This is a genomic window from Pseudolysobacter antarcticus (assembly GCF_004168365.1).
Classification (GTDB): Bacteria; Pseudomonadota; Gammaproteobacteria; order Xanthomonadales; family Rhodanobacteraceae; genus Pseudolysobacter; species Pseudolysobacter antarcticus.
On sequence record NZ_CP035704.1, the window covers coordinates 896385 to 922972 of the forward strand.

At 57.3% G+C, this 26588-nt stretch carries 22 protein-coding genes; 13 read left to right on the forward strand and 9 right to left on the reverse strand.

Annotated features, from left to right (window positions below; translation table 11 throughout):
- The first annotated feature begins 57 nt into the window (after window positions 1–57).
- The 4 genes from ELE36_RS03845 to ELE36_RS03860 are packed head-to-tail and all read left to right on the forward strand — an operon-like array spanning window position 58 to window position 3455.
- On the forward strand, window positions 58–912 hold the full coding sequence (locus tag ELE36_RS03845; protein ID WP_242512412.1) for a glycosyltransferase family 2 protein: 855 nt from the start codon (window positions 58–60) through the stop codon (window positions 910–912).
- A gap of 2 nt (window positions 913–914) precedes the next feature.
- Window positions 915–1715 (forward strand): class I SAM-dependent methyltransferase, encoded by an 801-nt coding sequence (locus ELE36_RS03850; RefSeq protein ID WP_129831838.1) that lies wholly within the window; start codon window positions 915–917, stop codon window positions 1713–1715.
- Window positions 1712–2455 (forward strand): class I SAM-dependent methyltransferase, encoded by a 744-nt coding sequence (locus ELE36_RS03855; RefSeq protein WP_129831839.1) that lies wholly within the window; start codon window positions 1712–1714, stop codon window positions 2453–2455. The genes ELE36_RS03850 and ELE36_RS03855 overlap by 4 nt, the downstream gene beginning before the upstream one ends.
- 46 nt (window positions 2456–2501) lie before the next feature.
- Window positions 2502–3455 carry a hypothetical protein gene (locus ELE36_RS03860; RefSeq protein WP_129831840.1) on the forward strand — a complete coding sequence of 318 codons (954 nt, stop codon included), beginning with the start codon at window positions 2502–2504 and terminating at the stop codon, window positions 3453–3455.
- A gap of 94 nt (window positions 3456–3549) precedes the next feature.
- On the opposite strand, the gene ELE36_RS03865 is transcribed toward ELE36_RS03860, so the two are convergent.
- The 8 genes from ELE36_RS03865 to ELE36_RS03900 form a co-directional block, all read right to left on the reverse strand.
- The gene (locus tag ELE36_RS03865; protein WP_165371464.1) at window positions 3550–4335 is read right to left on the reverse strand and encodes a class I SAM-dependent methyltransferase; all 786 of its coding nucleotides are present in this window, start codon (window positions 4333–4335) and stop codon (window positions 3550–3552) included.
- Window positions 4336–4448: 113 nt separating this feature from the next.
- On the reverse strand, window positions 4449–5393 hold the full coding sequence (locus ELE36_RS03870; protein WP_129831842.1) for an NAD-dependent epimerase/dehydratase family protein: 945 nt from the start codon (window positions 5391–5393) through the stop codon (window positions 4449–4451).
- Window positions 5384–6481, reverse strand: coding sequence for a glycosyltransferase family 4 protein (locus ELE36_RS03875; protein ID WP_129831843.1), 1098 nt, complete (start codon window positions 6479–6481; stop codon window positions 5384–5386). Before ELE36_RS03875 ends, ELE36_RS03870 begins: the two co-directional genes overlap by 10 nt.
- A gap of 141 nt (window positions 6482–6622) precedes the next feature.
- Complete coding sequence (locus ELE36_RS03880; RefSeq protein ID WP_165371465.1) at window positions 6623–8584, reverse strand: tetratricopeptide repeat protein; 1962 nt, start codon at window positions 8582–8584, stop codon at window positions 6623–6625.
- A 380-nt stretch (window positions 8585–8964) separates the two neighbouring features.
- Complete coding sequence (locus ELE36_RS03885; RefSeq protein WP_129831845.1) at window positions 8965–9402, reverse strand: pilin; 438 nt, start codon at window positions 9400–9402, stop codon at window positions 8965–8967.
- 423 nt (window positions 9403–9825) lie between these two features.
- On the reverse strand, window positions 9826–10572 hold the full coding sequence (gene tfpZ / locus ELE36_RS03890; RefSeq protein ID WP_129831846.1) for a TfpX/TfpZ family type IV pilin accessory protein: 747 nt from the start codon (window positions 10570–10572) through the stop codon (window positions 9826–9828).
- Between the two features lie 104 nt (window positions 10573–10676).
- The gene (locus tag ELE36_RS03895; protein ID WP_129831847.1) at window positions 10677–12068 is read right to left on the reverse strand and encodes a sigma-54-dependent transcriptional regulator; all 1392 of its coding nucleotides are present in this window, start codon (window positions 12066–12068) and stop codon (window positions 10677–10679) included.
- A gap of 216 nt (window positions 12069–12284) precedes the next feature.
- Window positions 12285–13889 carry a sensor histidine kinase gene (locus tag ELE36_RS03900; protein ID WP_242512351.1) on the reverse strand — a complete coding sequence of 535 codons (1605 nt, stop codon included), beginning with the start codon at window positions 13887–13889 and terminating at the stop codon, window positions 12285–12287.
- Window positions 13890–14255: 366 nt separating this feature from the next.
- Between ELE36_RS03900 and sucC the strand changes: the two genes are divergently transcribed.
- From sucC to ELE36_RS03915, 3 genes are all read left to right on the forward strand, one after another.
- Entirely contained in the window at window positions 14256–15416 is a 1161-nt protein-coding gene (sucC, locus tag ELE36_RS03905) for an ADP-forming succinate--CoA ligase subunit beta (RefSeq protein WP_129831848.1), read from the forward strand.
- 123 nt (window positions 15417–15539) lie between these two features.
- On the forward strand, window positions 15540–16409 hold the full coding sequence (gene sucD / locus ELE36_RS03910) for a succinate--CoA ligase subunit alpha (RefSeq protein WP_129831849.1): 870 nt from the start codon (window positions 15540–15542) through the stop codon (window positions 16407–16409).
- A 69-nt stretch (window positions 16410–16478) separates the two neighbouring features.
- Window positions 16479–18128, forward strand: coding sequence for an NAD+ synthase (locus ELE36_RS03915; RefSeq protein WP_129831850.1), 1650 nt, complete (start codon window positions 16479–16481; stop codon window positions 18126–18128).
- A gap of 30 nt (window positions 18129–18158) precedes the next feature.
- Here the strand turns inward: ELE36_RS03915 and ELE36_RS03920 are convergent, their stop codons facing one another.
- The gene (locus ELE36_RS03920) at window positions 18159–19001 is read right to left on the reverse strand and encodes an outer membrane protein assembly factor BamD (protein WP_129831851.1); all 843 of its coding nucleotides are present in this window, start codon (window positions 18999–19001) and stop codon (window positions 18159–18161) included.
- Between the two features lie 124 nt (window positions 19002–19125).
- On the opposite strand from ELE36_RS03920, the gene rluD reads away from it, so the two are divergent.
- The 6 genes from rluD (at window position 19126) to aspS (ending at window position 26577) form a co-directional block, all read left to right on the forward strand.
- Window positions 19126–20109, forward strand: coding sequence for a 23S rRNA pseudouridine(1911/1915/1917) synthase RluD (gene rluD, locus ELE36_RS03925; protein ID WP_129831852.1), 984 nt, complete (start codon window positions 19126–19128; stop codon window positions 20107–20109).
- Entirely contained in the window at window positions 20106–20888 is a 783-nt protein-coding gene (pgeF, locus tag ELE36_RS03930; protein ID WP_129831853.1) for a peptidoglycan editing factor PgeF, read from the forward strand. Before rluD ends, pgeF begins: the two co-directional genes overlap by 4 nt.
- Window positions 20889–20978: 90 nt before the next feature.
- Complete coding sequence (gene clpB, locus ELE36_RS03935) at window positions 20979–23576, forward strand: ATP-dependent chaperone ClpB (RefSeq protein ID WP_129831854.1); 2598 nt, start codon at window positions 20979–20981, stop codon at window positions 23574–23576.
- Between the two features lie 115 nt (window positions 23577–23691).
- Window positions 23692–24027: an FmdB family zinc ribbon protein gene (locus ELE36_RS03940; RefSeq protein WP_129831855.1), complete on the forward strand. Its 336-nt coding sequence runs from the start codon at window positions 23692–23694 to the stop codon at window positions 24025–24027.
- A gap of 101 nt (window positions 24028–24128) precedes the next feature.
- Complete coding sequence (locus ELE36_RS03945; RefSeq protein ID WP_129831856.1) at window positions 24129–24650, forward strand: DUF3011 domain-containing protein; 522 nt, start codon at window positions 24129–24131, stop codon at window positions 24648–24650.
- A gap of 148 nt (window positions 24651–24798) precedes the next feature.
- Entirely contained in the window at window positions 24799–26577 is a 1779-nt protein-coding gene (aspS, locus tag ELE36_RS03950) for an aspartate--tRNA ligase (RefSeq protein WP_129831857.1), read from the forward strand.
- Window positions 26578–26588: the final 11 nt, after the last annotated feature.

Below are 26588 nucleotides of genomic sequence, written 5' to 3' on the forward strand. Positions count from 1 at the left end.
ACGATCCAAGCCCGTGCCACACTAAACCGAGTCGCCAAGCCGCATCCTGGGGGAACCTTGATCAGTATAATTTTGCCCGCGAAGAACGAAGCCGCGGCACTTGCCGGCGTGTTGCCGCGATTGCGCGCAGCCTATCCAGACGCAGATATCGTGCTGGTAGACGACGGCTCCAGCGATGAAACGCGCGCGGTTAGTCTGGCCAACGGCGCGCGCGTTTTTTCACATCCCTACTCTATGGGCAACGGCGCTGCCATCAAGCGTGGCGCGCGTGAAGCGCGAGGAGATACCTTGGTCTTCATGGATGCGGATGGCCAGCATGAACCTGAAACTATTGCGCGTTTGTTGTCGAAGCTGGATGAAGGCTACGACATGGTGGTCGGCGCGCGGGCTTGGTCGGGCCAGGCTGGCGCCGCGCGCGGTTTTGCGAACGCGTTTTACAACTGGCTGGCGACGCGCATGACTGGCCACAAAGTCATGGATCTCACCTCGGGGTTGCGGGCTGTGCGCGCCGACAAATTCCGCGAATTTCTGCACTTGTTGCCGAACGGATTTTCATATCCAACCACCATTACGATGGCATTCTTTCGTAGCGCCTACGCGGTGGCGTATGAGCCAGTTCCCGTGCAAAAGCGCATTGGCAAAAGCCATCTGCGCCCGATTCGCGACGGAATCCGTTTTCTGCTGATCATCTTCAAGATCGCCACGCTATATTCACCGCTGAAGTTGTTTGTACCAGTGAGCGTCGTGTTTTTCCTGCTGGGCCTCGGACACTACACATATACCTTTTTTATCGCTGGTCGATTTACGAATATGAGCGCGCTATTGTTCAGCGCGTCGGTAATCGTGTTCTTGATCGGGCTGGTGTCCGAGCAGATCGCAGCGCTAATTTATAGCAAGACCGGCCGAGGCTAAGCGTGGGTGTCGAAGTGTTGCGTCGAATTGCACGGTACCTGCGCAAGACACCCTTGCACCCGCAGTGGCTGCTCGGCAACAACAACGCAACCGGTCGCTGGGTGGCTGATGTTGCGCGGGGCCGTATTCTCGACATAGGTTGCGCAGACCGCTGGATAGAGCGGCGGCTACCGGCAGGAAGCGATTATATCGGCCTGGATTACCTCATCACCGGCAAACATATGTATGGAGCAAAACCACATTTGTATGCAGATGCAAGCCAGCTGCCGCTGACTAGCTCATCAGTCGATACAGTTGTATTGCTTGAAGTAATGGAGCATCTCCGGCGGCCCCGCGAAGCGCTAGAGGAAGTCATGCGTGTACTGCGCCCCGATGGACGACTGCTCTTGTCCATGCCTTTCCTCTACCCCGTGCATGACGCGCCCTACGATTATCAACGTCTCACGATCCATGGTTTGATTCGTGATATCGAGGAGGTCGGTTTGCATGTAGAGGAGCTGACCCCTACTTTGGGCTCGGCGGAGACGGGCGGTTTAATCGCATGTCTTGCCATGGGCGGCATGGCGGAGCTGGCGTTGCAGCGACGCAGCTTGTCGTGCGTGCTCATTCCGTTGTTTTTGTTGGCTATTCCCGTTGTCAACGTTTTTGCGTGGGCTGGTGGTAGGCTGTTGCCTTCATGGAGCGCAATAACGGCGGGATATCGTGTTGTGGCAAGCAATTGCACGTGTGGCGAGCAGAATTGCGGGCTACTTCCAGACGGCATCAGACCGGCGACATCGAGTAGTGAGGTTTCGATTCCATGATTCGTGGTTATCAGCGTGATTTTTCACTTGCTTATGAATCGATGAACGCGGTGGATGATCGCCAGCGCAAGGCCGCGACCATGCTTGCAGTATTGTGCGAAGCGCTGGGCGACAAGATCGGCAGCGCCAGGTTACTTAATCTCGGCTGTTCGACTGGCATAATCGACGAGTATCTCGCGGGTCACGTCGCGGCCGTGACTGGGGTGGACATCGATGAGCCGGCTATCGCGCTTGCAAGCTCGCGCCGCACTGCGCCGAATGTCGAGTTTCTTCTAGACGATGCCATGCGCCTGTCGTTCGCGGATGCCAGTTTCGAAATCGTGATCTGCTCGCAGGTCTACGAGCATGTACCCGATCCGGTGAAAATGATGGGTGAAATCCACCGCGTGCTTCGTCCGGGAGGTGTGTGTTATTTCGCCGCGACGAATCGCTGGGCGGTCGTAGAGAAACACCACAGGCTGCCATTTTTATCCTGGTTGCCACCGGCGCTGGCTGATCGCTACATCCGGTTGTTTCGTCGCGGCGATGCCTACTACGAGCGGCATCTGGGTTATCAGCCGCTATTGAATCTGGTGTCGCAATTCCGGGTGGATGACTACACCGGGAAGATACTTGCCGCGCCAGATAGCTATGCCGCAGCCTACATGTTCAGAGGTCAGTTGAAGCCGTTGTTTGCAAGAACGATGTTCAAATATCTTCGGGCGTTATTTCCAGGATACATCTGGCTGCTACGAAAGTAGTGCGCGTTGTACGGTTGGCCACGCGAGCGACATACGAGCAGATCAAATGACAGAGGATTTTGTATCAGCGGATCGCTCAAGCTCAAGCTTGGTTTGGAAATTCGCCGCTGGTATCGTGACGATAGCCTCGCTGGTGTGGGTGGCCTGGTTACTGGTCAAGGTCTGGCCCGATATTGTCGAGCACGGTACACAGATACTTCTTGTGCCATTGTTAATTGGTTTTGCATTATCACTCGTAGCGTCATATCTCACCTTCGAGGCTTTCGCCACGTTGGTTCGAATTCTCGGCATTTCGCGCATGCCACGTCGTGAACTCGCGCATCTGCATTTTACCGCGCAACTCTTGAAACATCTGCCGGGCCGAGTATGGGGGGTTGGCTATCAGTGGGCAGCGGGGAGTGCTGCCGGTTCGTTGGGCGATTGGCTGTGGGTCAATCTGGCGCATATGCTACTAGCCACTTTTTTTGCGCTTTGGAGTTCATCGCTCGCACTGGGGTTTTCGCATGGACTGAAATGGGGGGCTCTCACTGCAGTAATCGGAATGATGGGCTACGTTGTGGGGTGGCTGATCGTGTCCTCGCATCGTCTTTCCAGCTGGCTGACGTTGTTGCCTGGCAGATTCGGAAAACTGAGTAGCGGCATATCAGCGACTCTTGAAAAAGCGCCCGCATCCGCGCGCGTGAAAGTATTTCTTCTTTTCTCGGTCAGCTGGCTTTTCTACTACGCATCCTGGTTTATGAATGGGATGGCGTATCCGCCGCTTGGCCCGAATGCAGCAATGCAACTCTGTGCGTATTACATGCTTGCGTGGTTTGTGGGCTATCTATCGCTGTTGACGCCGTCCGGGCTCGGGGTGCGAGAATTGGTTTTTGCTTGGCTAGCGAAGGATTTCCCCGGTGATGCGGTTGCGATCATGGCTCTCGTCGGGAGGGTCGGTTCGCTGGCAGTCGATTTGGTGTTAGGGCTGGCGTTTGCGCCATTTGTGCCACGCAAATTGTGATCTGGCCAATCAGTAGGCGCCTCTTGCGGAAACCCTGCGCAGTGCTTACGCGCGTGATGAAGGCTTGTCGGCACGGATGATTTACACGATGACTTTAGCCCGGGACACGGCATCGGAAAAAAAGATGCGAGGGCGAAAATCGCATTCCGATCCACGGAACAACTGCTACGACGTAGGCTGCGACTCGCAGTGGCGGCGCTAAAAACTGCATTGATCTCGACCAAAATTTTGCTCGGCGCGAAATCAGACTGCGGAGTTTTCCTACTATCTGAAAATAGGAAAGTGCGCCAATCCGAGTTATGGATACGTCTTCAAATCCGGCGCGTTCGAGCAGATGCTTCAGAGGGCGTGTAGCGAACCACAAGAAATGATGCGGCGGAAAATCGCCGTCGCTCAGCTTTCGATCGAGTCGGGCCAGAAAGCGATCCCGATTCGGTACGCTGCCCGCAATCAAGCAACATGGATTGCCGAGACTGGTGACTTGTGCGAGAAAATTTTGGGGCGAGTCCTGATGCTCCAATACCTCGAAAAAAGTAATTAGATCGAAGCGCTGACCTCGTTCTTGGCAGGCGCGAGTATAATCTTCAAGAGTCATGGCAACGGCTTTGTCGAGCCCAAATTTTCCTCGGGCTACTTGTATGCTTTTCTGATCGAGGTCAATTCCGTTGGGTTCGAAACCCGCCTCAGCGAGGCGGCTTAATACGGCTCCGTCACCGCAACCGATATCCAGCGCGGCACCTACATTTTTTGGTAGCGCACGAAATAGAGGCTCAGCCCATCGGGGGAAAGGGCGTGTGCCGGAATGGTAATCCTCATACGCTTCGAACCCCTCACTTTCGTAGACGCTCGGATCCGCTTTCAACGGCCACCAGAACAGCATTTGGCACGCAGGGCAACTATATAGCGTGTAAATTTCGCGATTGTGAGTCGCGTGGTGCTGACACAGCGGTGCAAATGTCTGTGCCTGTCTCGCGCAAGTCGCGCAATGCACTATCAGTTCCGCTGGTGTTTCCGAAGGCATAACCATTCCCATGTTTTTTTGATGCCTTCACGCAGGCTGGTTGTAAGCGTCCAATCGAAGCACTGCTGCATTTTTTGCGTGTCGAGAACGATACGCTGAACGTCGATTGTTCTGGTCGATTCATAGTGTACTGAAAGTGTATCTGCGCACACCTCTTCGATAATGTTTTTTAGATCATTGAGGCTGTGCCCGACACCGGAACCCAAATTGAAGATGCCCGATGCATCCTTGTCGCCAAGCACGCATTCTATTGCCGATACGACATCGTCGATATAGATGAAATCCCGAATTACCGAACCGTCACCCCAGATCGTCATGGGTGAGTGATCGAGCATGTGTTGCAACATTGTCCGAATCACACCGAATCCCTGATAGCGTGGTTGGCCGGGACCATAAACGTTGGATGGCCGCAGGATGATGATCGGACTACCGGACGCACGCTGAAAGCATTGCAGAAAACCTTCGGCCGCGACCTTGCCTGCGCCATAGAATGACAGCGGCTTTAGTTCTGCAGATTCTGAAACCAACTCTTGCTTCGGGTTTCCATACACCGTGCCCCCGGAAGATATGTAGATAAGCCGTACCTGCGGGTGCTGCTGTAGTTCCTCAAGCAGGCCGAGCATCGGAGCGATGTTGAGGTTCGCCTCGAGAGAAGGCGACTTGCTGGAAAGGCTCGGTGTAGTGGCCGAAGCCATATGTACAACCGTACTGGATTGCGGAATCAGACGGCGGATCAATTCGCTATTTTCGATGCCACCACCGTGAACAGTAACTCCATCCGGAGTATTCATGGTGATGCTGCGGGTTAGGACATGGACGTCATATCCGCGGTCACGTAGGCGTATGCTCAGCGCACGGCCCATGAACCCGGCGCCGCCCAGTAATACTATCCGTCTACTGTTGTTGCTTACGGACATGCCGGTATCAGCGTTTGGTATACATCGGCATAACGCTGCGCACAGTTATCCCACGTGCCGATTTCTGTCCGAGCACATAATTTTGCGGCAGCGCCGATTTCTATGTTCATGCTTTTTGCATCCAGCGCTTCCACGGCCTCTCCGACATCCGCTGCTGCAGCGCAAAGCCAGCCAGTGTGTTTGTGCACGAGCATATCTTCATGCGCGGGAATGCGCGACGCAATGATAGGCAGGCCAGCCGCCATGGCTTCAAGCATGACTTGGGGTCGACCTTCGGCATGTTGACTCAATGAAATCAATCCCTTTGCTTGCGCAAACCAGTTCGAGCACAGCGACTCTGGCGTGGCCGGACCGTGATAGTGCACCCAATCGGGCACGGGCATGGATTGTTGCATCGGGCCGAACAGGTGGAGCTCGCGGTTACCATTGTTGAAGAAGGGCTCGCACCAATCGAAAAGCGTACCGATCTTGCCTCGCGTAAGGCGCGATACGCATAGCCACTTGGCAGGATCTGCGGGCTTGCGCTCGATGTCGAACCAGCGCGGTTCGATGCCGAATGGTACAAAGTGGATGGTCGCCAGATCACCGAACATACGCTGCAAGTGCGGCGCCATCCACTGTGCGTTGGGACAGATAGCAACCGGTCTCCCGCGAAACACGCGCCTCAACAAGTGCGTCATGCCCGGCAGCTTCAGCAGTTGCATGTCGGTACCAAGCACCGTCGTCAGCAGAGGAAGGTTGTTATGGGGGAGTACCAGCGTATTTTGCAACCAGTTGACGTGATACACGTCGATGCCTGACTCGCGTCGATACAGGCCGTGCAACATGTTAAGCAACTTTAGCGGCGCCGCAAGCCCACGGATGGCGCCGGTTCGCATCAGATGGGCGATGCCGCCAGCCGCCATCAACGTTTTTAACCAATCTGAATCGGCAGGAGTCGCCGCATACTCGACATTCTGCGGCAGTTCTCCGGGTGGGGACCACAATCGAAGTTTGATATCCGTTCGGCGCGCAAGTGATTCGACCAGATGGCGAATAAACAATCCGCGCCAGTCGCCCAGATCTGCCGGATAAGAGGTGCTGGTCATTAAGACACGCAAGGGAATTCCAGGGTTTGGCAAACCATTCGCCTCAGCTCGCAAGCAAAATTCCATCCCAGCAAACTTGATGGTGTTGATCAGAACGCCGTTGTACGATCTACTGTGTAGGCATGCTTTTCGATATCTGAATCAGTTTTGCCCGTGCGATTTTGTATCTGCGGCAGCTTTTTCATTGCGCGCTTGCGCCAGATAGCCACGCAGCTCATCGACGTCGTACTGTTCGGCGGGCGAATAGCGCGTAACCCGTGCCTGTAGCTCGTCAATAGCATGTTGCGAGACGTCAAGCTTGCCCAAGTTCAACGCGTAATACGCCAGTTCGTGGATGGCTTGCAAGCCGCCCGGGTTGTCAGTTGCCGCGTCGGTAAGCATTTGCAGCGCCTTTGTTTCATCCTTGCGGAAGCTTGCGATATGGGCGCGCAGGACAAGCATTTTTTCCGCGCGATCGGGCATCCGATTGGTGACGTAGATTTCGCCGAGTGTCGCGAGGAGCGCATCGAAACGATCGACATCCAGCTGCGGACACATCGCATGGGTCACTTGATCGGCGTCGAACAGCAACATGCCGGTCACCATGATGTCTTCCGGTCGGTTTTTGACCATTTCCTCCATGCGTTCCCACTGCACTCGGTGGTTGGATACGGTGCAAGCGACATTCAAATCAAGCGTTAATGGCCAGAAGCCGTTGGGTTTGAGTTGCTGTACTTTCCTCACGCCGGCGATAACCTTGTCGACGTTTCCGGCGCGAACATCGATATTGATCATTTCATTTTGTGCGCGTGGCGAAAATGGGTGATTTTCGGCCTCGTGATTAATAAAATCGTCCGGCGTCGACCATTGATGGGCGCGCACCAGCGTGGCCGCCGCCAGGCCAAGAAAGGGTACGGCGAGGCCGAGTCGCGCCACCTTCATCGGCGCATCAAGCAAGAAGCGTGCGACGTAATAACCGATGGCGAGCATTGGGCCGAACAGCGCGAGGTAATTACGGTGCTCGAATGCAAGTTCCAGCGGTATGACGGTCGACTCAAGCAACTGTGCGGCCAAGTACCAAAGTATCGCAAATGCGAGCGCCGGGGCGATCCGGCGTACAACAAGCGCAGCTAGTGGCAGAGCGAGGATAGCTGCAAGTACGATCCAGGCCCACGGATCGTTTGCCTCCCTCGTGGTTATATCGTCGAGATACAGCCCCATGTGCCGGATATCCGGGAATAGAATCGTCCCGAGATACCGGAACACAACAAAGGGTTCCGTCAGCAGCCGTTCGCCGAGCGTAAATTCGCGTGACGCGTAATCCTTCACCAACCACGGCACTGCAACGAGACAACTCAGGCCGCCGACCAATAGCGGCAGCCAGCCGCAGTAGGCAAACAGCGCACGGGTTCGCTGGTCGCGGCGAATGAAGTGTTGCGAGGGATCGGCGGCAACGAGGTAGATGACCATCACGAATACCGGAAACAGAATGGCGTTCTCTTTCGAGAAAAGACCTAACCCCACCACCAGCCACACGGCAGCCGCCTGCAAAATTGCGAGGGGGTTGCCTGTCGCTGTTGTAGGTTTTTCGATGAAGCGCAGAAATGCCAGCAAACCGAGTCCAACGAACAAGGCCGAGAGTTCTGCCATTCGCTGCACGACGTACAAAACGGCGCTGACCTGGATCGGATGCAAGGCCCACAGCGCAGCAATAAAAAGCGCGGCAAAGTCACGTCGTCGCGACAGATAGTCCGGATATAACAGCGCCAGCAGATGCACCGCCACGCGCCAGAAAACCAGCGTAACGAGCCAGTGCAGTATTAGGTTTACCACCTTGTAACTGAGGGCGGCGACGCCGAAGTATCGATAATTCAGATAAAAGCTCAGGTTCGCGATCGGTCGGTGCAGCAGGCCGGTGCCGTTCTGGCTGATTGCATGCCAGATCTCATTGAATGTACCCGTGGCCGCACGCGCCGCTTCGAGGTTCGATAGATCATCGAGCTGGAAAGGACCATACAGCCCCGGCACGAATGGCAGCATGCACAGGCCAAGGAACAGCGCGGCAATGGTTTTTTTCATGTGCGAGGCGAAACTCCTAGGAGGCAGGATTTGTCTTCCGATCATAACGATTCCCGACCTAGCTCGCTAAGGGCAGGCGGGCCTTGTCGCGCGACGTGCGCAATCTTGATCGTGCGTACGGTGGCGGCAGCCAGAACCGCGGCAGACCAGTGTTTAATGGCGCAGAAAAAAAGCGAACTATGTACGGATCGATGCCGCGCCGAAACCATTGCTTCCGCCTGAATCAAGGCAGTACCAAAAGTCGAACTTTGCGTTACGAATACAGCAACGCTGCGCACGCCTTCGTTATCTACTCCGGCACGGATATCTCGGTTGCCTAACTGAGGTTATCGGAAGCAAATCACGATGGCCACACCGCAGTCCGTTATTGCAGGCAAAAAAACCCCGGCTTGAGCCGGGGCTATAGCACAACTTGTAAAGGAGTATTAGCGGCAGCTAGCTGGCGAGTACTTAACCTGGGTGCCGGTCGTGCTGCAGACCCACTTGACCGAATTGGAAATGGTCGTACCCGTAAGATTGATGACGGTGACGCCAGCGGTGACGCCGGTGCTGGCTGAGTTCGGAACCGTAAGCAGGGCCTTCGCTGCAGCGAAGGTATACGTGACCGGACCACACATGCGCGACGCAGCACCGGTGCCGAAGGAAGCGAGCGCGGCCGGGAAATGCGTGTTGCTGATGACGAATTCCGATACGCCGGTCTTCAGCGGGGAAAGATTGTTCAGGCATTCTGTGGTACGCGCACGGATCGTATAGTCACCGTATGCCGGGATGGCGATAGCGAGCAGGATGCCGATGATCGCGATAACGATCATCAATTCGATCAGGGTAAAACCCTTCTGGATATTGGTTTTGAAGTTATTCATGGGGAGGTTCCTTGGTGAAAGTTAGCTAACTTTGCAACGATTATTGGTGAACTTCGACTTTGACTAGCAGATCCGGTACCTGACTTGCTGGTCGGCAACGTCCGATGCTCGTGGTGGCTTGAGCAGGATTCGTGCCACAAACGCGTCGAGTTTCTGTCGCTCGCGCAATTTCGTGACGCGTCAGAGCTTTTTTCTTTGGATCGACTGTCCTGATGTGTGGCATTTTCCGCTTCATGCCATTTCTTTAACTGCGGCAAATCGGAGGCAGCGTTTGATGTTTTCTGGGTGTGACGCGCATGGTCACAATGTGACGCATGGCGGCAATACTTGCCCTTCGGACTTAATGCTGCCGGCTTGCGAGTGGTTTCCGAGTGCTTTATGAGTTGCATCCTTAACTTGCTTGATCAGCGGTAGAACGTGCGCTTACCAAGGATCTACCGAAATCGCCTGAATTACCTTGCCGGTACGGCTGGAAATCAACATGCTCAGATCATGCTTGCGCGCAATGAGCGGCAGATAAGCGAGATCATTCTCATCAATCTGATTTTGCCTCGCCACTTCGTCGATCTGATTCGCGGCTTCGGGGTGCTTCGCGCGCAGGGTATCCAGTTTTCTGGAGTGAGCGACAATTGCCTGAGTTTGCTGTTCATACGGAACATAAAATTCTGGCATATGTTCGATATCTTCTTTCGCCACGGCGGATGACCACAACAGATCAGACTTCTTCTGCGCGTCGGTCGGCAGCGCCGCACCCACCAGTTTCGGGCCAGACCATGATAGTTGCTGGAATTCCGGCTGCTTGCCTTTTTGCAGTGCTGCATCGTCCAGCTGATTTGCAAACACCAAGGTGAATCGATCGATCGCAGCAACCAGGAAAACCGGTCGGGACTGCAGCACAATCGACAAACCGTAGGCCAGCGAGCAACATTGCACCAAGGCGATAAACGCAAGGTCGAATTTCAGGCCGGGTTTGCCGCTGCGAAAAATAATCAGCGTGATCAGTGGCCCCAAGGTAACGTCGACCCCGACCAGCAGCAGCATGAGTTCGTCGGCTCCGGCGGCGGAAAAGAACGGGGGCGGGTACCAGATTTTCAGGAACACAAACCCGATGATCAGCGCGATCGCCAAGCTGATAAAAAGATGAATGGCTGCGGCTTTCCAGCGAGACATCGCTATCGACTCCTCTTGATATATGGCTTGTATCGGTGCTGGTTGAAATTAGTCGGACGAAAATTTAGCCAAACTTGCTCAGCTTTGCAAGAGTGAGACTGGCGTTAATCGATGCCGAGTTTCTTGAGCTTGTAGCGCAGTGCGCGAAAGGTAATTCCGAGCTTTTTCGCGGTGGCGGTTTTGTTGTAGCGGCTTTCGAGCAGGGCTTTTTCGATAGTTTCGCGCTCGATCTGGCTGATGTATTCGTCCAGATGCACGGGGCCATTGCTGTTATCGTCGTCGTCCTCATCTTCCGGATCGACGGAAGCGGCTGACGTGCTCATGTTTGCATTCGGTGCAGTGCGCGATGCCTGCGCAGCAAGGCGCAGATCACCCGCTTCGATCACGCCGTTTTCGCACAGGGCAATCGCGCGTTCGAGGATATTTTCAAGCTCGCGCACGTTGCCCGGGAAATCGTAGGCATTCAACGCGGCGAGCGCCGCAGGCGTAAGTTTTGGCTGAGCATCACTGCCGCCGGCCAGACGTTCGAGTACGCGCGCAGCCAGCAATGGCACATCTTCGCGGCGCTCGCGCAGCGCGGGCATGTGCAGTTCGATGACGTTGATGCGGTAATACAAATCCTGACGAAACGTATTGTTTGCTACCAGCGCTTCGAGGTTTTTGTGGGTGGCGGAAAGGATGCGCACATCGACCGGCACTTCATCGCGGCCGCCGATCGGACGCACTGCTTTTTCCTGGATCACGCGCAGCAGTTTCACCTGCATATGCAGCGGCAATTCGGCCACCTCGTCGAGGAACAGCGTGCCGCCTTGGGCAACCTTGAACAGGCCGTCCTTGTCGGCGTGCGCTCCGGTAAAGCTGCCTTTGCGGTGGCCGAAAAATTCGGACTCCATCAGCTCGCTCGGAATCGCGCCGCAGTTCACGGGGACGAATGCAGCGCTCGCGCGCGGGCCCTGTTCGTGGATCAGGCGCGCGGCCAATTCCTTGCCGACGCCCGACTCTCCGCTGATATAAACCGGCGCCTGGCTGCGCGCGAGTTTGCCGATCGTGGCACGAGCAAGTTGCATCGCGGCTGAGTTGCCCAGCAATTTGCTGGCCGCATCAATTACCGGCATACCGCGACGGCTTTCGCCAAGCTTGAGCGCGGTTTGCACCAGACGACGCAAAATACCGAGATCGACCGGCTTGGAAACAAAGTCGAAAGCGCCGGCCTTGAGCGCCGTCACCGCGGCATCCATATTGCCATGCGCGGTGATCATGGCCACGGGTGTGTCGGGGTGCGCGCGGGCGATCAGCTCGACCAGCTCTTGGCCGCTGCCATCCGGCAGGCGCATATCGGTGAGGCACAAGGCATAGCGCTGCGTGGCGAGTTTCTGCTTGGCATCGGCAACATTGCCGACCGCATCCACCTGCAAGCCCATGCGTGAAAGAGTGATATCCAGCAGTTCGCGAATATCGCGCTCGTCGTCGATGACCAGTGCGCTAGGCTTGCTCATGATTCCATATCAGTCAGGATGATTCACTACGTGAAGCGTAAACCGCTGCGCGGGCGGAAGCAAAGTTCGCTGCGATCGCATCGGCAATACTCGTGGTCATTTCGCAGGGGCATCGCAATTGTGCGTCAACATCAAGCGCGAATGCGGCGATAGTCTAACTGATTGGCAGATAAAATCCGCGGCTCGATCGGTCTCAATTCACGTCGGCAAGCTACTTCAGCCTGGCGCTGGCGACAGCGTGATCCGAAAGCAACTGCCGCCACCGGCGCGCGCGACATAATCCAGCGTCGCCTGATTCGATTCGCACATCTCGCGTGCCAGATACAAACCCAGGCCCGTGCCGAGTTCGTGCGTGGTGTAGAACGGCTCGAAGATGCGCGTGGCAACGCTCGACGGAATGCCCGGGCCGCGATCGATGATCTCGATGATCGGCGCAACATTCGGGCCGCCGCGCCGCGCGGAAATGCTGACTGATGCGTTCTGCTCGGGCATGCGTCCGTAACGCAGCGCGTTCTGCACGAGGTTCCATAACACTTGCTGCAATTGCTGCGGATCGATCAGCGCATTCACCGGCTGCGGCGAAGGCGTAGCACGCAATTGATCCGATCCGAGCACGTGGTTGGTGCTGTAGTCGGTGATGAATTCCTGCACCCATCGATTCAATTCGATCGGTTCGGGGCGTGACGGTTCGCGACGTGCGAGTTGGCGTACATGCTCGATGATCTGGTTGAGTCGCCCGCAATGGTTGATCACGATGCCAACCAGATGTTGATCGGTGATCGCCAGTTCTTCGGATTCGGCGAGTAATTGCGCAGCGTGCTGGATTGCCGCGAGCGGATTGCGGATCTCGTGTGCGATGCTAGCAGACAAGCGCCCGAGCGAGGCCAGGGTAAGCTCCTCGGCGCGTCGTGATAGCAGGGCATTGTCGTCGAGAAATACCAGCACGGCGCCGTTGTCGTCCTGCGGCGTGAGTCGCGTGAAGCGCGGTATACGCTCGCTGCCATCTTCAGCGGTGATCGGTTGGCTGGTGTTTTTTTGGCCCTGACGCCAGTGCCTGAGTCGCGTGGCGAGTTCCACCGAGAGTTTGGCGAGTTCCTGCACGCCGGGTTTTGGCGCGCCGAGCCAGTTGCGTGCGGCCTCATTCATGCGGTGCACGCGATTTTCGGCATCCACCACCAGCACACCAGTCTTGATGCGACGGATGATGAGCTCGTTGATCAACGCAAGATTGGCCAGATCCAGCCCGCGTTGTGTTGCCAATTGCTGCGTGGCGCGCATCTGTTTGCCGAGAATGCCGCTGAGTAGTGCGGTGGCAAAATAACCCAGACCGATCAGGCCGAGTTCGAGTGGGTTGTGCTCGGAACCTTCCAGGAATTTGTAGATGTTCTGCGCCAGCACGCACATTGATGCCACGGCGGCGAAAAAGAACGCCATGCGCGGCGTCAGCAATACCGCGCTCGCGCCGATGTTCACCATCAGCAGCATGGCAATGCTGTTGATGGGATCGCTCAACGACAACAGCATGAGGCTGCAGGCGACGATATCGATCAGCATCGCCGACGTCACGATCCAAAACATCGGCTGCGATTTGCGCCGCACATAAGAAAATGCGATCAGCGTAAGCAATATATAGGCAACCGCATTCACGCGTGCCAGCCACGGATCGGTGAACTCGATCTGTTTTGTGACCAACGGGCTGAACGTCAAGCCGATGATGATGCAGGCTTGCAGAATCCGAAACAGATGTAGCGCATACAGCTCGCGATGTGGCTCGCCATCACCCTCGTTGGCCGCTATGAACATCGGGTCGGCGCTGCGCATGTCGGTCCCAGCATTCGGGGTTGTCGGAGGTTTGACGCGCGGATCGCTCATTCTGCTCAAGCCCGATCTGGGTGCGAAAAGTAGGTCTGTAGAAAGACAATATTGCGTCTGCGCGACTGCAGCAAACAAACATCGCCAAGTGGTCGCACGACGGCTCAAGCACTGGCCAAGTATAGCCAGCTCGCGAACTCAGCAGCAGATTAGTCGAAAAGACTTTTTTTTGTTGGAGGCTTTGTCCACAATACGCGACTAACCTGCAGGAATCCGGCATCGCGCCGGTAATCCATGTGCAGATTTCTTTGCTGGCACGCGCTGTTCGCACGGCGCCAGCCTCCGCTTATCCAAGCGTTTCTTCAAGGTGTATGCATGAACTTTCACGAGTATCAGGCCAAAGAATTGTTCGCGGCTTATGGCATTCCGGTTCCCGCCGGTCGGGTTGCGGAAACGCCGGAGCAGGCGGTCGAAGCCGCCAAGGCGCTCGGTGGCGAGCAGTGGGTGGTCAAGGCGCAAATTCATGCGGGTGGCCGCGGCAAGGCCGGCGGCGTCAAGCTGGTCAAGACTTTCGATGACGTCAAGGCAGCTGCCGCTAAGATGCTAGGCACGAGCATGATCACGTATCAGTCGGCCGGCCGTGCGTTGCCGGTCAACAAGGTGCTGATCTCGGAAGCTAACGACATCCAGAAGGAGTTGTATCTTTCGATCCTCGTCGATCGCGCCACCAAAGCCGTGGCGTTTATCGCCTCGGCGCAAGGCGGCGTCGATATCGAGCAGGTCGCCAACGAAAATCCGGAAGACATCCTCACCCTCGAAGTGAACTTCGTCCAGGGCCTGCAGCCGTATCAGTGCCGCAAGCTCGGTTTTGCGATGGGTTTGAATGCGAAACAGGTCAGCCAGCTGACCAAGCTCATGCTCGGCCTGTACAAGCTGTTCAACGAGCAGGATCTCGCGCTGGTCGAACTCAATCCGCTCGCGATCGTCGCCAACGGCGATTTGATGGCGTTGGACGGCAAGGTCGATTCCGATGACAACGCCGAATTCCGTCATCCCAAACTCGCCGAGATGCGCGACGAAACCCAGGAAGACGCGGCTGAGGCGATCGCGGTCAAGCACAACCTCAACTACGTCACGATGGACGGCAACATTGGTTGCATGGTCAACGGTGCAGGTTTGGCGATGGCGACGATGGACGTGATTAAGCTTGCTGGCGCGGAGCCAGCGAACTTCCTCGACGTCGGCGGCGGCGCGACCAAGGAGCGCGTGACCGAAGCGTTCAAGCTGATTCTGTCCTCGGACAAGGTCAAGGCAATTCTCGTCAACATCTTCGGCGGAATCGTTCGCTGCGACATGATCGCCGAGGGCATCATCGCCGCGGTGAAAGAAGTCGGCGTGAAGATTCCGGTGGTGGTGCGTCTCGAAGGCACCAATGTCGAGAAGGGCCGCGAGCTGCTTGCCAACAGCGGTCTCAAAATCACCACGGCGGTGGACCTCAACGATGCGGCGAAAAAAGCCGTGGCAGCGGTGGCCTAATCGCTTATTTCCAGCCGCCTTGAACAATGCGGCAACGGCGATCGCGCGGCGCTCGCTGAGGATGTGGAAGCACTGCGGACTGCAACCAGTCGCAAGCTCCGAAACCAGACAGGAATTTTTACGATGAGCGTTTTGATCAACAAGCACACCAAGGTGATCTGCCAGGGCTTCACCGGCCAGCAGGGCACGTTCCACTCCGAGCAGGCGCTCGACTACGGCACCAAGCTGGTCGGCGGCGTCACGCCGGGCAAGGGCGGCGGTCAGCATATCGGCCTGCCGATCTACAACACGGTGCAGGATGCGGTCGATGAAACCGGGGCCGACGCGAGCATGATTTTTGTGCCGCCGCCGTTCGCCGCAGACGCGATTCTGGAAGCCGCCGATGCGGGCATTCGCGTGATCGTCGCGATCACCGAAGGCATCCCGGTGCTCGACATGTTGCGCGTCAAGAATGCGCTGAAATCGTACCCCGACACCGTGCTGATCGGGCCGAACTGCCCGGGCATCATCACGCCGGGCGAATGCAAGATCGGCATCATGCCGGGCCATATCCACAAGGTCGGCAAGATCGGTATTGTCTCGCGCTCCGGCACGTTGACTTATGAAGCCGTGTTCCAGACCAGCAACGAAGGCCTCGGCCAGAGCACGGTCATCGGCATCGGTGGCGATCCGATCCAGGGCATGAACTTCATCGACTGCCTCAAGCTGTTTCAGGACGATGCGCAGACCCAAGGCATCATCATGGTTGGCGAAATCGGTGGTTCGGCCGAAGAAGAAGCGGCTGAGTTCATCAGCGAATACGTGACCAAACCGGTCGTGTCCTTCATCGCTGGTGCCAGCGCGCCAGTCGGCAAGCGTATGGGCCACGCCGGTGCGATCATCTCCGGCGGCAAGGGCACGGCTGCAGCCAAGTTTGCGGCGCTCGAAAAGGCCGGCGTGACCACCGTGAAATCGCCGGCGGATCTCGGCAAGGCCATGCTCGCGCGCATGTAATGCGCCACACCAACGCGTAAACTTGAAGGCCGCGAATTATCGCGGCCTTTGTTTTTTCAGAGATAGAAGATGGCAAATCTGCGGCTGGCGCTGGCTCAATTCGATTTCCCGGTCGGCGCGATTGCGGCCAATACCGAGCGTGTGCGCAGCTTGTTGCGCCAGGCACGCGATACGCATCATGCCGATGTGATCGCGTTTCCCGAACTCACGTTGTGCGGCTATCCGCCCGAGGATTTGTTGCTGCGTCCCGCGGTGTTGGCCGCGTGCGCAAATGCGTTGCCGGCGCTCGCCGCTGAGGCGCGGGGAATCGCCGCGTATGTCGGGCATCCGCACAGTCTTGGCGAGGTCTACAACGCCGCGAGTTTGTTGCGTGATGGCGAAGTCGCGCTGACGGTGCACAAACAGGCATTGCCGAATTACGCTGTGTTCGATGAAAAACGCTATTTCCGTCCCGGTCATGAGTCGTATGTTTGCGAAATTCGCGGCGTGCAAGTCGGCCTGTTGATCTGCGAAGACATCTGGGAAATCGAACCTGCGGCAAAGGCTGTGGCGAACGGCGCCGAATTGTTGCTGGTGATCAATGCTTCACCGTTCGATACCGAAAAATCCGCGCAGCGCGAAGAGTTGTTGATCCGCCGCGCGCGCGAAAACAATGTCGCGATCGCTTATCTGAATCTGGTCGGTGGTCAGGATGATTTGTTGTTCGACGGCGGTTCGCTGCTGGTCGATGCCGATGGCACGATCAGCGCACGCGCCGCAACCTTCGAGGATGTATTGCTGATCGCCGACTACGACAGCGTCACGCGTCGATTCAGCGCGCCGCACTGGCCGCACGATATCGATGCTTCACGCACCGCGCGGGTCTACGCGGCACTCGTGCGCGGCACGCGCGACTATATCGAGAAAAACAATTTCCCAGGCGTGTTGCTCGGACTTTCCGGCGGCATCGATTCGGCACTGACCGTGGCGATTGCGGTCGATGCGATCGGCGCCGAGCGTGTCAGCGCGGTGATGTTGCCGACGCGCTATACCTCGCAACTGAGTCTGGACGAAGCCGCTGCTCAGGCGCGTACGCTTGCCGTTGATTATCAGGTGTTGTCGATCGAACCAAGCTTCCAGGCTTTTCTGCAAACTCTCGCGCCGGTGTTTGCCGACCGCGCACTTGATACCACTGAAGAAAATCTGCAAGCGCGCTGCCGTGGCGTGATGTTGATGGCGCTGTCGAACAAGTTCGGCCGCATGCTGTTATCGACCGGCAACAAGAGCGAAATGGCGGTCGGCTACGCCACGATCTACGGCGACATGTGCGGCGGTTATGCGCCGCTTAAGGATGTCTACAAAACCGAGGTTTTTGCGCTCGCGCGCTGGCGCAATGCGCAGGCTGACGGCAAGCGCGAGATCGCGGGGACGACGTGTTGGGTGATTTCGCCGGTGGTGATAGATCGTCCACCTTCGGCGGAGCTGCGCGACAACCAGACCGATCAGGATTCGTTGCCGGCCTACGATGTGCTCGACGCCATCCTCGAGCGTTTCGTCGAGGGTGAGCAATCACAGGCGGAGATTATCGCCGCCGGTTATGACGAAGCGATGGTGCGTCGAATCGCGCGGCTGGTGTTGATCAACGAATACAAGCGCCGCCAGTCGGCACCGGGGCCGCGTATCAGCCGGCGCGCATTCGGTCGCGACCGGCGCTATCCGATTTCATCCGGCTGGCGTTGAGCCAACCGTTGTCGATTTGGTGCGTATGCGTTACAGCGTGCTGTCGTCCGCGGTGCTGTTTTTGTTGGTGAACGGAATCACACGTTTCCAGAGCGGCGGATGTTTCGGCCAGTTGCCTTTGTAATACGGGTGATTCGGGTAATTTTGCTTGAGCACGCGCTCGGCGTCGGCGGATAACTTGTCTTCACCGAGTGCCTTGTAGCTCATCACCATGATCGCCAGCGCATCGCCAGCTTGCGGCGTGCGCTGATAGTTTTCGATCACGGTGCGGCTGCGATTCGCCGCCGCCAGATAAGCGCCGCGACGCAGGTAATACTTGGCGACATTGACCTGCGAGTTGGCCATGTTGTCGCGCAGGTAGATCATGCGCTGGCGTGCATCGAGTGCGTAACGACTATCGGGAAATTTTGTGATCAGCTCGCTGAAATCCTGGAACGACTGGTTGACGAAACCCTGGTCGCGCTGGGTCATGTCCTGGCCGACGTAACGCGTGAGAAAGCCGGTCTGGCGCGAGAAATTGACCACGCCGCGCAGGTAATAGGCGTAATCGACATGCTTTTGCGTGGGGTAGGTCTTGATGAAGCGATTGAGCGTGGAATACGCTTCGTCGTCGTCATGCGACTTGTATTGCGCGTAGGATAGTTCGAGCTGCGACTGCTCGGTGTACGGCCCGAACGGGAAGCGCGCAATCAAACGCTTGTAATATCGCGTTGCCTTGCCCACGTTACCGTCGACCAGCGCGGCTTTTCCTTCCGCGTACAACTGATCCACCGGCAAGGTTTCGGTGACTTCCTCTTTCTTGGCGCCACGGTGACAGCCCGCGACGAACAGCAGGGAGATCAGAATCAGTAGAACAAGCTTAGGCACTCGCATGTGAGAAGCACACTCTGCAATCATCAAGACGCGGGATAATAGCCGAAACTGCCCCGGCTGACGTTGAAAATATGTTTTTCCGCTGCGCGTTGTTGCGCCATTCATCCAATACGGCCCGAGAAACATGAACGAACCCCTTGCTACTCTTACAGTTCGGCTACCGCTGACGTCGGCCGGACGCCGCCTCGATCAGGTGCTGGCCGAGCTGTTTCCCGATTATTCGCGCAGCCGCCTGACCAGCTGGATCAAGAGCGGCGATGCATTGCTGGACGGCGCAGTCGTGCTGCCGCGCCATCTGGTGCGCGGCGATGAAACCGTCACCCTGACCGTGCGCATGGTGCAGGAAGTCGAACTTGCGCCCGAACCAATCGATCTGGATATCCGCTTCGAAGACAAGGATGTCATCGTCATCAACAAGCCAGTTGGCTTGGTGGTGCATCCGGGCGCTGGAAATTCGGCAGGAACCCTGCAGAATGCGCTGCTGCATCACGATCCGAAACTGGTCGAAGTGCCGCGCGCCGGCATCGTGCATCGTCTGGACAAAGATACTTCGGGCCTGATGGTGGTAGCGCGCAGCTTGCGTGCGCACACATCGCTGGTCGATCAGTTGCAGACGCGCAGCATGCATCGCCAGTACGAGGCCGTAGTCAACGGCAGTCTGATAGCTGGCGGCACCGTGGATGCGCCGATCAGTCGCCATCCGCATGATCGGCTCAAGCAGTCGGTGCAGGAAGGCGGGCGCGAGGCGGTCACGCATTATCGTGTGCGCGAACGTTTCCGCGGGCATTCGTTGCTGCAACTCAATCTGGAAACCGGGCGCACGCATCAGATTCGCGTGCACATGCAACACATCCGCCATGCGCTGGTTGGCGATTCCTTGTACAGCGGAGGACTGAAGCTGCCGCGTGGTGCGAGTCCTGAATTGATCGAGATATTGCGCGGCTTCAAACGCCAGGCGCTGCACGCCGAGCGGTTGGAATTTCTGCATCCCAAGTCCGGCAAGCTCGTGAGTGTGGAAGCAGCCCGTCCGCCGGATATGGAGAGGCTCATCGCCGCGCTGCGTGCCGATACGCAAGGCGCCGATCCGCGCTGGCGCGATAGCGAATGACGATAAAACCCGCGTGGCCGCCGAATCCGCAGCAATGGGTGTTGCCGGATTGGCCGGCGCCGGCTTCGGTGCGCGCGTGTGTGAGCACGCGGCTCGGGCCGGGTGTGAGCTTGGCGCCGTTCGATCGTTTTAATCTCGGTTCGCGTTGCGGTGACGTGGTAGCGCTGGTGGAGGGGAATCGTGCCGCGTTGACCGACTCGCTGAGCCTGCCTGCGCCTCCGGCTTGGTTGCATCAGGTGCATGGCACCACGGTGGTCGAAGTGGATGCCGTGTCAAGAATCACGAATGTCAAAGTCGAAGCTCAGGCTGATGCCTCGATAACGTGTCGCCGCGGCAGCGTACTGGCAATACTCACAGCAGACTGCATGCCGTTATTGATTGCCGCCGCAGATGGTTCCGAGATCGCCGCTATTCACGCTGGTTGGCGTGGGCTTTGCGACGGCATCATCGAAGCTTGTATTTTTCGCCTGAAAACGCCGTGCGAAAATTTGCTGGTATGGCTTGGCCCGGCAATCGGGCCGCGAGTGTACGAAGTGGGTGACGAAGTGCGTGCGGCTTTTGTCACACGTGATCCACAGGCTGTTGCTGCGTTTCAAGCTACATCTCCGGGCCATTGGCTGTGCGATTTGTACATGTTGGCACGACAACGTTTGGCGCAACTCGGGATCACGCGCATCTATGGCGGTGACCTGTGCACCTTGAGCGATAGCGATCGTTTTTACTCGCATCGCCGCGATCAGATCAGCGGCCGCATGGCGAGCCTGATCTGGATCCAGTAAGCGCTGTTGCGCTTGGAATGCATGCTGTCTGACCCTATCTAGGCAGTCTGTGCGGCGTTGCGCCGTTTTCCATTTTTCGAGAGAAACCTTATGCGCATGGATAAACTCACCTCGCGTTTACAGCAGGCTTTGGCCGATGCCCAGAGCCTCGCCATTGGGCGCGACCACAACATGATCGAACCGACCCACGTCATGCTGGCGCTGCTTGATCAACAAGGCGGCTCGACGCAACCGCTACTGGCACAGGCCGGCGTGAATGTGTCGGTACTGCGCGCGCGCTTGAGCGAGGCGCTGGATCGCTTGCCGAAAGTGCGTGGGCAGGAAGGCAATCTGAATGTCTCGAACGATCTGAACCGGTTGCTCAATCTCACCGACAAGTTTGCCCAGCAACGCAATGATGCGTTTATCGCGAGCGAATTATTTGTGCTTGCCGCGCTTGATGACAAGGGCGAGCTCGGTCAGGCATTGAAGGCAGCCGGTGCGCAGAAATCGTCGCTGGAACAGGCGATCGAGCATCTGCGCGGCGGCGATGCGGTGCAGGATGCGAACGCCGAGGAAAATCGCCAGGCGCTGCAGAAATATTGCATCGACCTGACCGCTCAGGCCGGGTCTGGCAAGCTCGATCCGGTGATCGGGCGTGATGAAGAAATCCGCCGCACGATCCAGGTTTTACAACGTCGCACCAAGAATAATCCGGTGCTGATCGGCGAGCCCGGCGTCGGCAAAACCGCGATCGTCGAAGGCCTCGCGCAGCGCATCGTCAATCACGAGGTGCCGGAAGGTTTGCGCAATCGGCGTGTGCTCGCGCTCGACATGGGCGCGTTGATCGCTGGCGCAAAATTTCGCGGCGAATTCGAGGAGCGACTCAAGGCCGTGCTCAGCGATTTGTCGAAGCAGGAAGGCAACGTCATCCTCTTCATCGACGAACTGCACACGATGGTCGGTGCCGGCAAGGCCGAGGGTTCGATGGACGCCGGCAACATGCTCAAACCCGCACTCGCGCGCGGCGAGCTGCATTGCATCGGTGCGACCACGCTCGACGAATATCGCAAGTACGTCGAGAAGGACGCGGCACTCGAGCGGCGTTTCCAGAAAGTGTTTGTTGGCGAGCCGAGCGTGGAAGATACGATCGCCATTCTGCGCGGCCTGAAAGAACGTTACGCCGTGCATCACGGTGTGGAAATTACCGATCCCGCGATTGTCGCGGCAGCCACGTTGTCGCATCGTTACATCGCTGATCGGCAACTGCCCGACAAAGCGATCGACCTCATGGACGAGGCCGCGTCGCGCATTCGCATGGAGATCGATTCGAAACCCGAAGAGCTTGATCGCATGGAGCGGCGCCTGATTCAGCTCAAGATCCAGCGCGAGGCGCTGAAGAAAGAAAAAGACAATGAATCGAAGCAGCGTCTGGCCGATCTCGAAACCGAAATTGCCAAACTCGACCGGCAATTTTCCGATCTCGAAGAAATCTGGAAAGGCGAGAAGGCGATCGTGCAGGGTACGACCAAAATCAAGGAGGAACTGGAAAAAGCGCGGCAGGAAATGGAAGCCGCGATGCGCACGCAGGATCTCGCGCGTTTGAGCGAAATCCAGTACGGCAAGATTCCGCAACTCGAAAAACAACTCGAAGCCGCACAAGCCGTCGAGATGAAAGGCTTCAAGCTGTTGCAGCAGAACGTCACGGCTGAGGAAATCGCCGAAGTGGTTTCGCGCTGGACCGGCATTCCGGTGTCGCGCATGCTCGAGGGCGAACGCGACAAATTGCTGCGCATGGAAAGCGAATTGCATCAGCGTGTGATTGGTCAGGACGAGGCGGTGAAAGCCGTGTCGGATGCGATCCGTCGCGCCCGCGCTGGGCTATCCGATCCGAATCGACCGAACGGTTCGTTCCTGTTTCTCGGCCCGACTGGCGTCGGCAAGACCGAGCTGTGCAAGGCGCTCGCCGAATTCCTGTTCGACAGCAATGATGCGATGGTGCGCATCGACATGAGCGAGTTCATGGAGAAACATTCCGTGAGTCGTTTGATCGGTGCGCCGCCGGGTTATGTCGGTTACGAGGAAGGCGGTTATCTGACCGAAGCCGTGCGGCGTAGACCGTACAGCGTGATCCTGCTCGATGAAGTCGAGAAGGCGCATCACGACGTGTTCAATATCCTGCTGCAAGTGCTCGACGATGGTCGTCTCACGGATGGTCAGGGCCGCACCGTGGATTTTCGCAATACGGTGATCGTGATGACCTCGAATCTCGGCTCGCAATACATCCAGGACATGTCTGATAGTGGCCGGAGTAGCGGCAGCGAAGAGGATTACACCCAGATCAAGGCTGCCGTAATGGGTGTGGTGCAGGCGCATTTCCGGCCCGAGTTCATCAATCGCCTGGATGAAATCGTGGTGTTCCGCCCGTTGGAAAAGGCACAGATTCGCGCCATCGCGCGCATCCAGACCGACTATCTCGGCAAGCGTCTCGGCGAACGCCAGCTCAAGCTCGATCTGACCGACAACGCGCTCGATCTGCTCGCGAATATCGGTTTCGATCCGGTGTATGGCGCGCGACCTTTGAAACGATCGATCCAGCAATTGATCGAAAATCCGCTCGCGCAGAAAATTCTGGCCGGCGAATTTGTGCCCGGAGATACGGTCAGGATCGATGCCGATGCGGGGCGCATGTTGTTCGGCAAAAACTGAGCGCAGGAGCAAGTGCGCTTCCGCCGCATGCTGTAATCTTGCGGCTTGTGCGCAAACTTTTGCATCCGCCGCCGCGCAAGTGGTGATGCAACTATGGAGTTCTGGAGAATATCGAATGCCGATTTACGAATACGAATGCGCAACGTGCAACCAGCGTTTCGAGCGCCTGCAGAAAATTTCCGATCCCGATCCGGGCGTTTGCCCGAATTGCGGCGCGACCAAAATCCAGAAATGCGTGACCGCACCGTCGTTTCGCCTCGCCGGCACTGGCTGGTATGAAACCGACTTCAAGAAAGACGGCGACAAGAAACGCAACCTCGCCGAAAAAAGCGAAACCAGTTCAAGTGGCGAGAGCAAATCCGAGAGCAAGCCGGTCGAGAAAAAAGCCGATGCACCAGCCGCACCCAGCAGTGACAAACCTGCCAGCACCGTGACCAGTACCGCGTCCTGAGTTCCGATAAATCTCGTACAGCGACAGTTTGGTTTGAATATGCTATCTGGTAATCGCGGGTTGCATTAAGCAATCTAAATTAAACTTGGGAGGGTAGAAAAATGATCGGTAAATTATTGGCAGGATTGGTCTTGGTGGGGGCGGCGCTGTTTTCCGCACCGCAGGCGCAAGCGCAACGTGGCGGCGCGGTATTTGATTGCGCAAGCCACGGTTTTCGCTACGAAGAATGCAATATTCCGTTTCGTGGTGACGTGCGTTTGCTAGAGCAACGTTCGGGTGCGCGCTGCATTGAAGGCGAAACCTGGGGCACACGACACGGCCGCGTCTGGGTAGACAAGGGTTGTTCCGGACGTTTTGCTCCTGATAACGGCGGTGGCGGTGGCGGCGGTGGCTGGCGACCGGGCCCGGATTGGGATCGCACGATCAGCTTCGGTTGCGGCAGCAGCCAGTACAACTACAATTTCTGTCAGGTCGATGTCGGTGGAGGCGGCGCAGTTGTGTTGCAGCGCCAGACTTCGGGTACGGCATGTATCGAAGGTCGCACTTGGGGCTGGAATCGCGCTGGCGTTTGGGTAGACAAGGGTTGTTCGGGCGAATTCACGATCCGACGCCGCTGGCGCTAATCCCGAACAGCAGAATTCCGCTGCTTTTTGCACCGACGCCCGCCTTTTGGCGGGCGTTTTGTTTGCAGTGCAGCACAAAGCCCTTTAGGATTCTGCGCCCACCCTTTGCGCCGGATACGCTGGCGCGGCTTCTTTGGAGTTTTACCGCATGCGCACCCACTACTGCGGTCTCGTCGACGAGACCCTGATCGATCAAACCGTCTCGTTGTGTGGCTGGGCCGATACCCGGCGTGATCACGGCGGCGTGATCTTCATCGATCTGCGCGATCACGAAGGTCTGGTCCAGGTAGTGGTGCAGCCCGACAACAACACCGCATTCGCCGCCGCCGAAGCGGTGCGTTATGAATTCTGTTTGCGCGTCACTGGCACTGTGCGTGCGCGCCCGTCGAGCCAGGTCAATGACAAGCTCGCCACCGGCAAGATCGAAGTCGTGGTCGACCAGATCGAAATTCTCAATGCCGCCGCGCCGCTGCCGTTCATGCTGCATGAAACACCCGGCGAGGAAACGCGTCTGCGTTATCGTTATCTCGACATCCGTCGCCCGCAAATGCAGCAGACCTTGCGTATGCGCACGCGCCTCACGCAAACCATTCGGCGCTTTCTTGATGCGCGCGGATTTCAGGATATCGAAACTCCGATCCTGACCAAGGCCACGCCAGAGGGTGCGCGCGATTATCTGGTGCCGTCGCGTGTGCATCCGGGTGAGTTTTATGCGTTGCCGCAGTCGCCGCAGTTGTTCAAACAGTTGCTGATGATGGCTGGCATGGATCGTTATTATCAGATCGCGCGTTGTTTCCGCGATGAAGATTTGCGCTCCGATCGGCAGCCCGAATTCACCCAGCTCGATATGGAATTCGCCTTCGCCAACGAACGCGATATCCAGGATCTGGTCGAAGACATGATCCGTCAGGTGTTCAAGGAAGTGGTGAACGTCGAGCTCGATGCCGAGTTCCCGCGCATCACTTACGCCGAGGCGATTCGCCGTTTCGGTTCGGACAAACCCGACCTGCGCATTCCGCTCGAGCTGGTTGATGTCGCCGAGCATGTGCGGCACGTCGAGTTCAAGGTTTTTTCGGCGCCGGCCAGCGATGCGAGCGGTCGCGTCGTGGCGCTGCGTTTGCCGAAAGGAGCCGAGCTCAGTCGCAAATATATCGACGATCTCGCGCCGTACGTTGCACGTTATGGCGCGAAAGGTCTGGCGTGGATTCGCGTCGATGACCTGAGCAAAGGTCGCGAAGGTTTGACTTCGCCGATCGTGAAGTTTCTCGATGACCGCGCGGTCGAAGGCATCTTCACGGCGGTCGGTGCGCAGACTGGCGACGTGATCTTTTTCGGCGCCGGCAACTACAAAACCGTGTCGGACTACATGGGCGCGCTGCGGCTGAAAATCGGTAAGGACAACGGCCATATCGAAAAGAGCTGGAGTCCGCTCTGGGTGGTCGATTTCCCGATGTTCGAGTACGACGAACAATCGCGTCGTTACATGGCCCTGCATCATCCGTTTACCGCACCAAGCATCGACGATGCGGCCGATCTGCGCGCGAACGCGGCGAACGCGGTTTCGCGCGGCTACGACATGGTGCTCAACGGCAACGAGATTGGTGGTGGTTCGATCCGTATCCATCGCTCCGACGTGCAAAGCGCGGTGTTTGATCTGCTCGGAATTTCCAGCGAAGAAGCCGAAGCGAAATTCGGCTTCCTGCTCGAAGCGCTCAAGTACGGCTGCCCGCCGCATGGCGGCATCGCATTCGGCATCGATCGTATCGCGGCGCTGATGTCTGGCACCGATTCGATCCGCGATGTGATCGCGTTCCCGAAAACCGCGAGCGCGCAGTGCCTGCTGATGGCCGCACCATCGGCCGTGCCGGAAGTGCAGTTGCAGGAATTGCATGTGCGTGTGGTCAAGCCGGTCAAGGCGAATAGCTAGAGTTTCGGCAC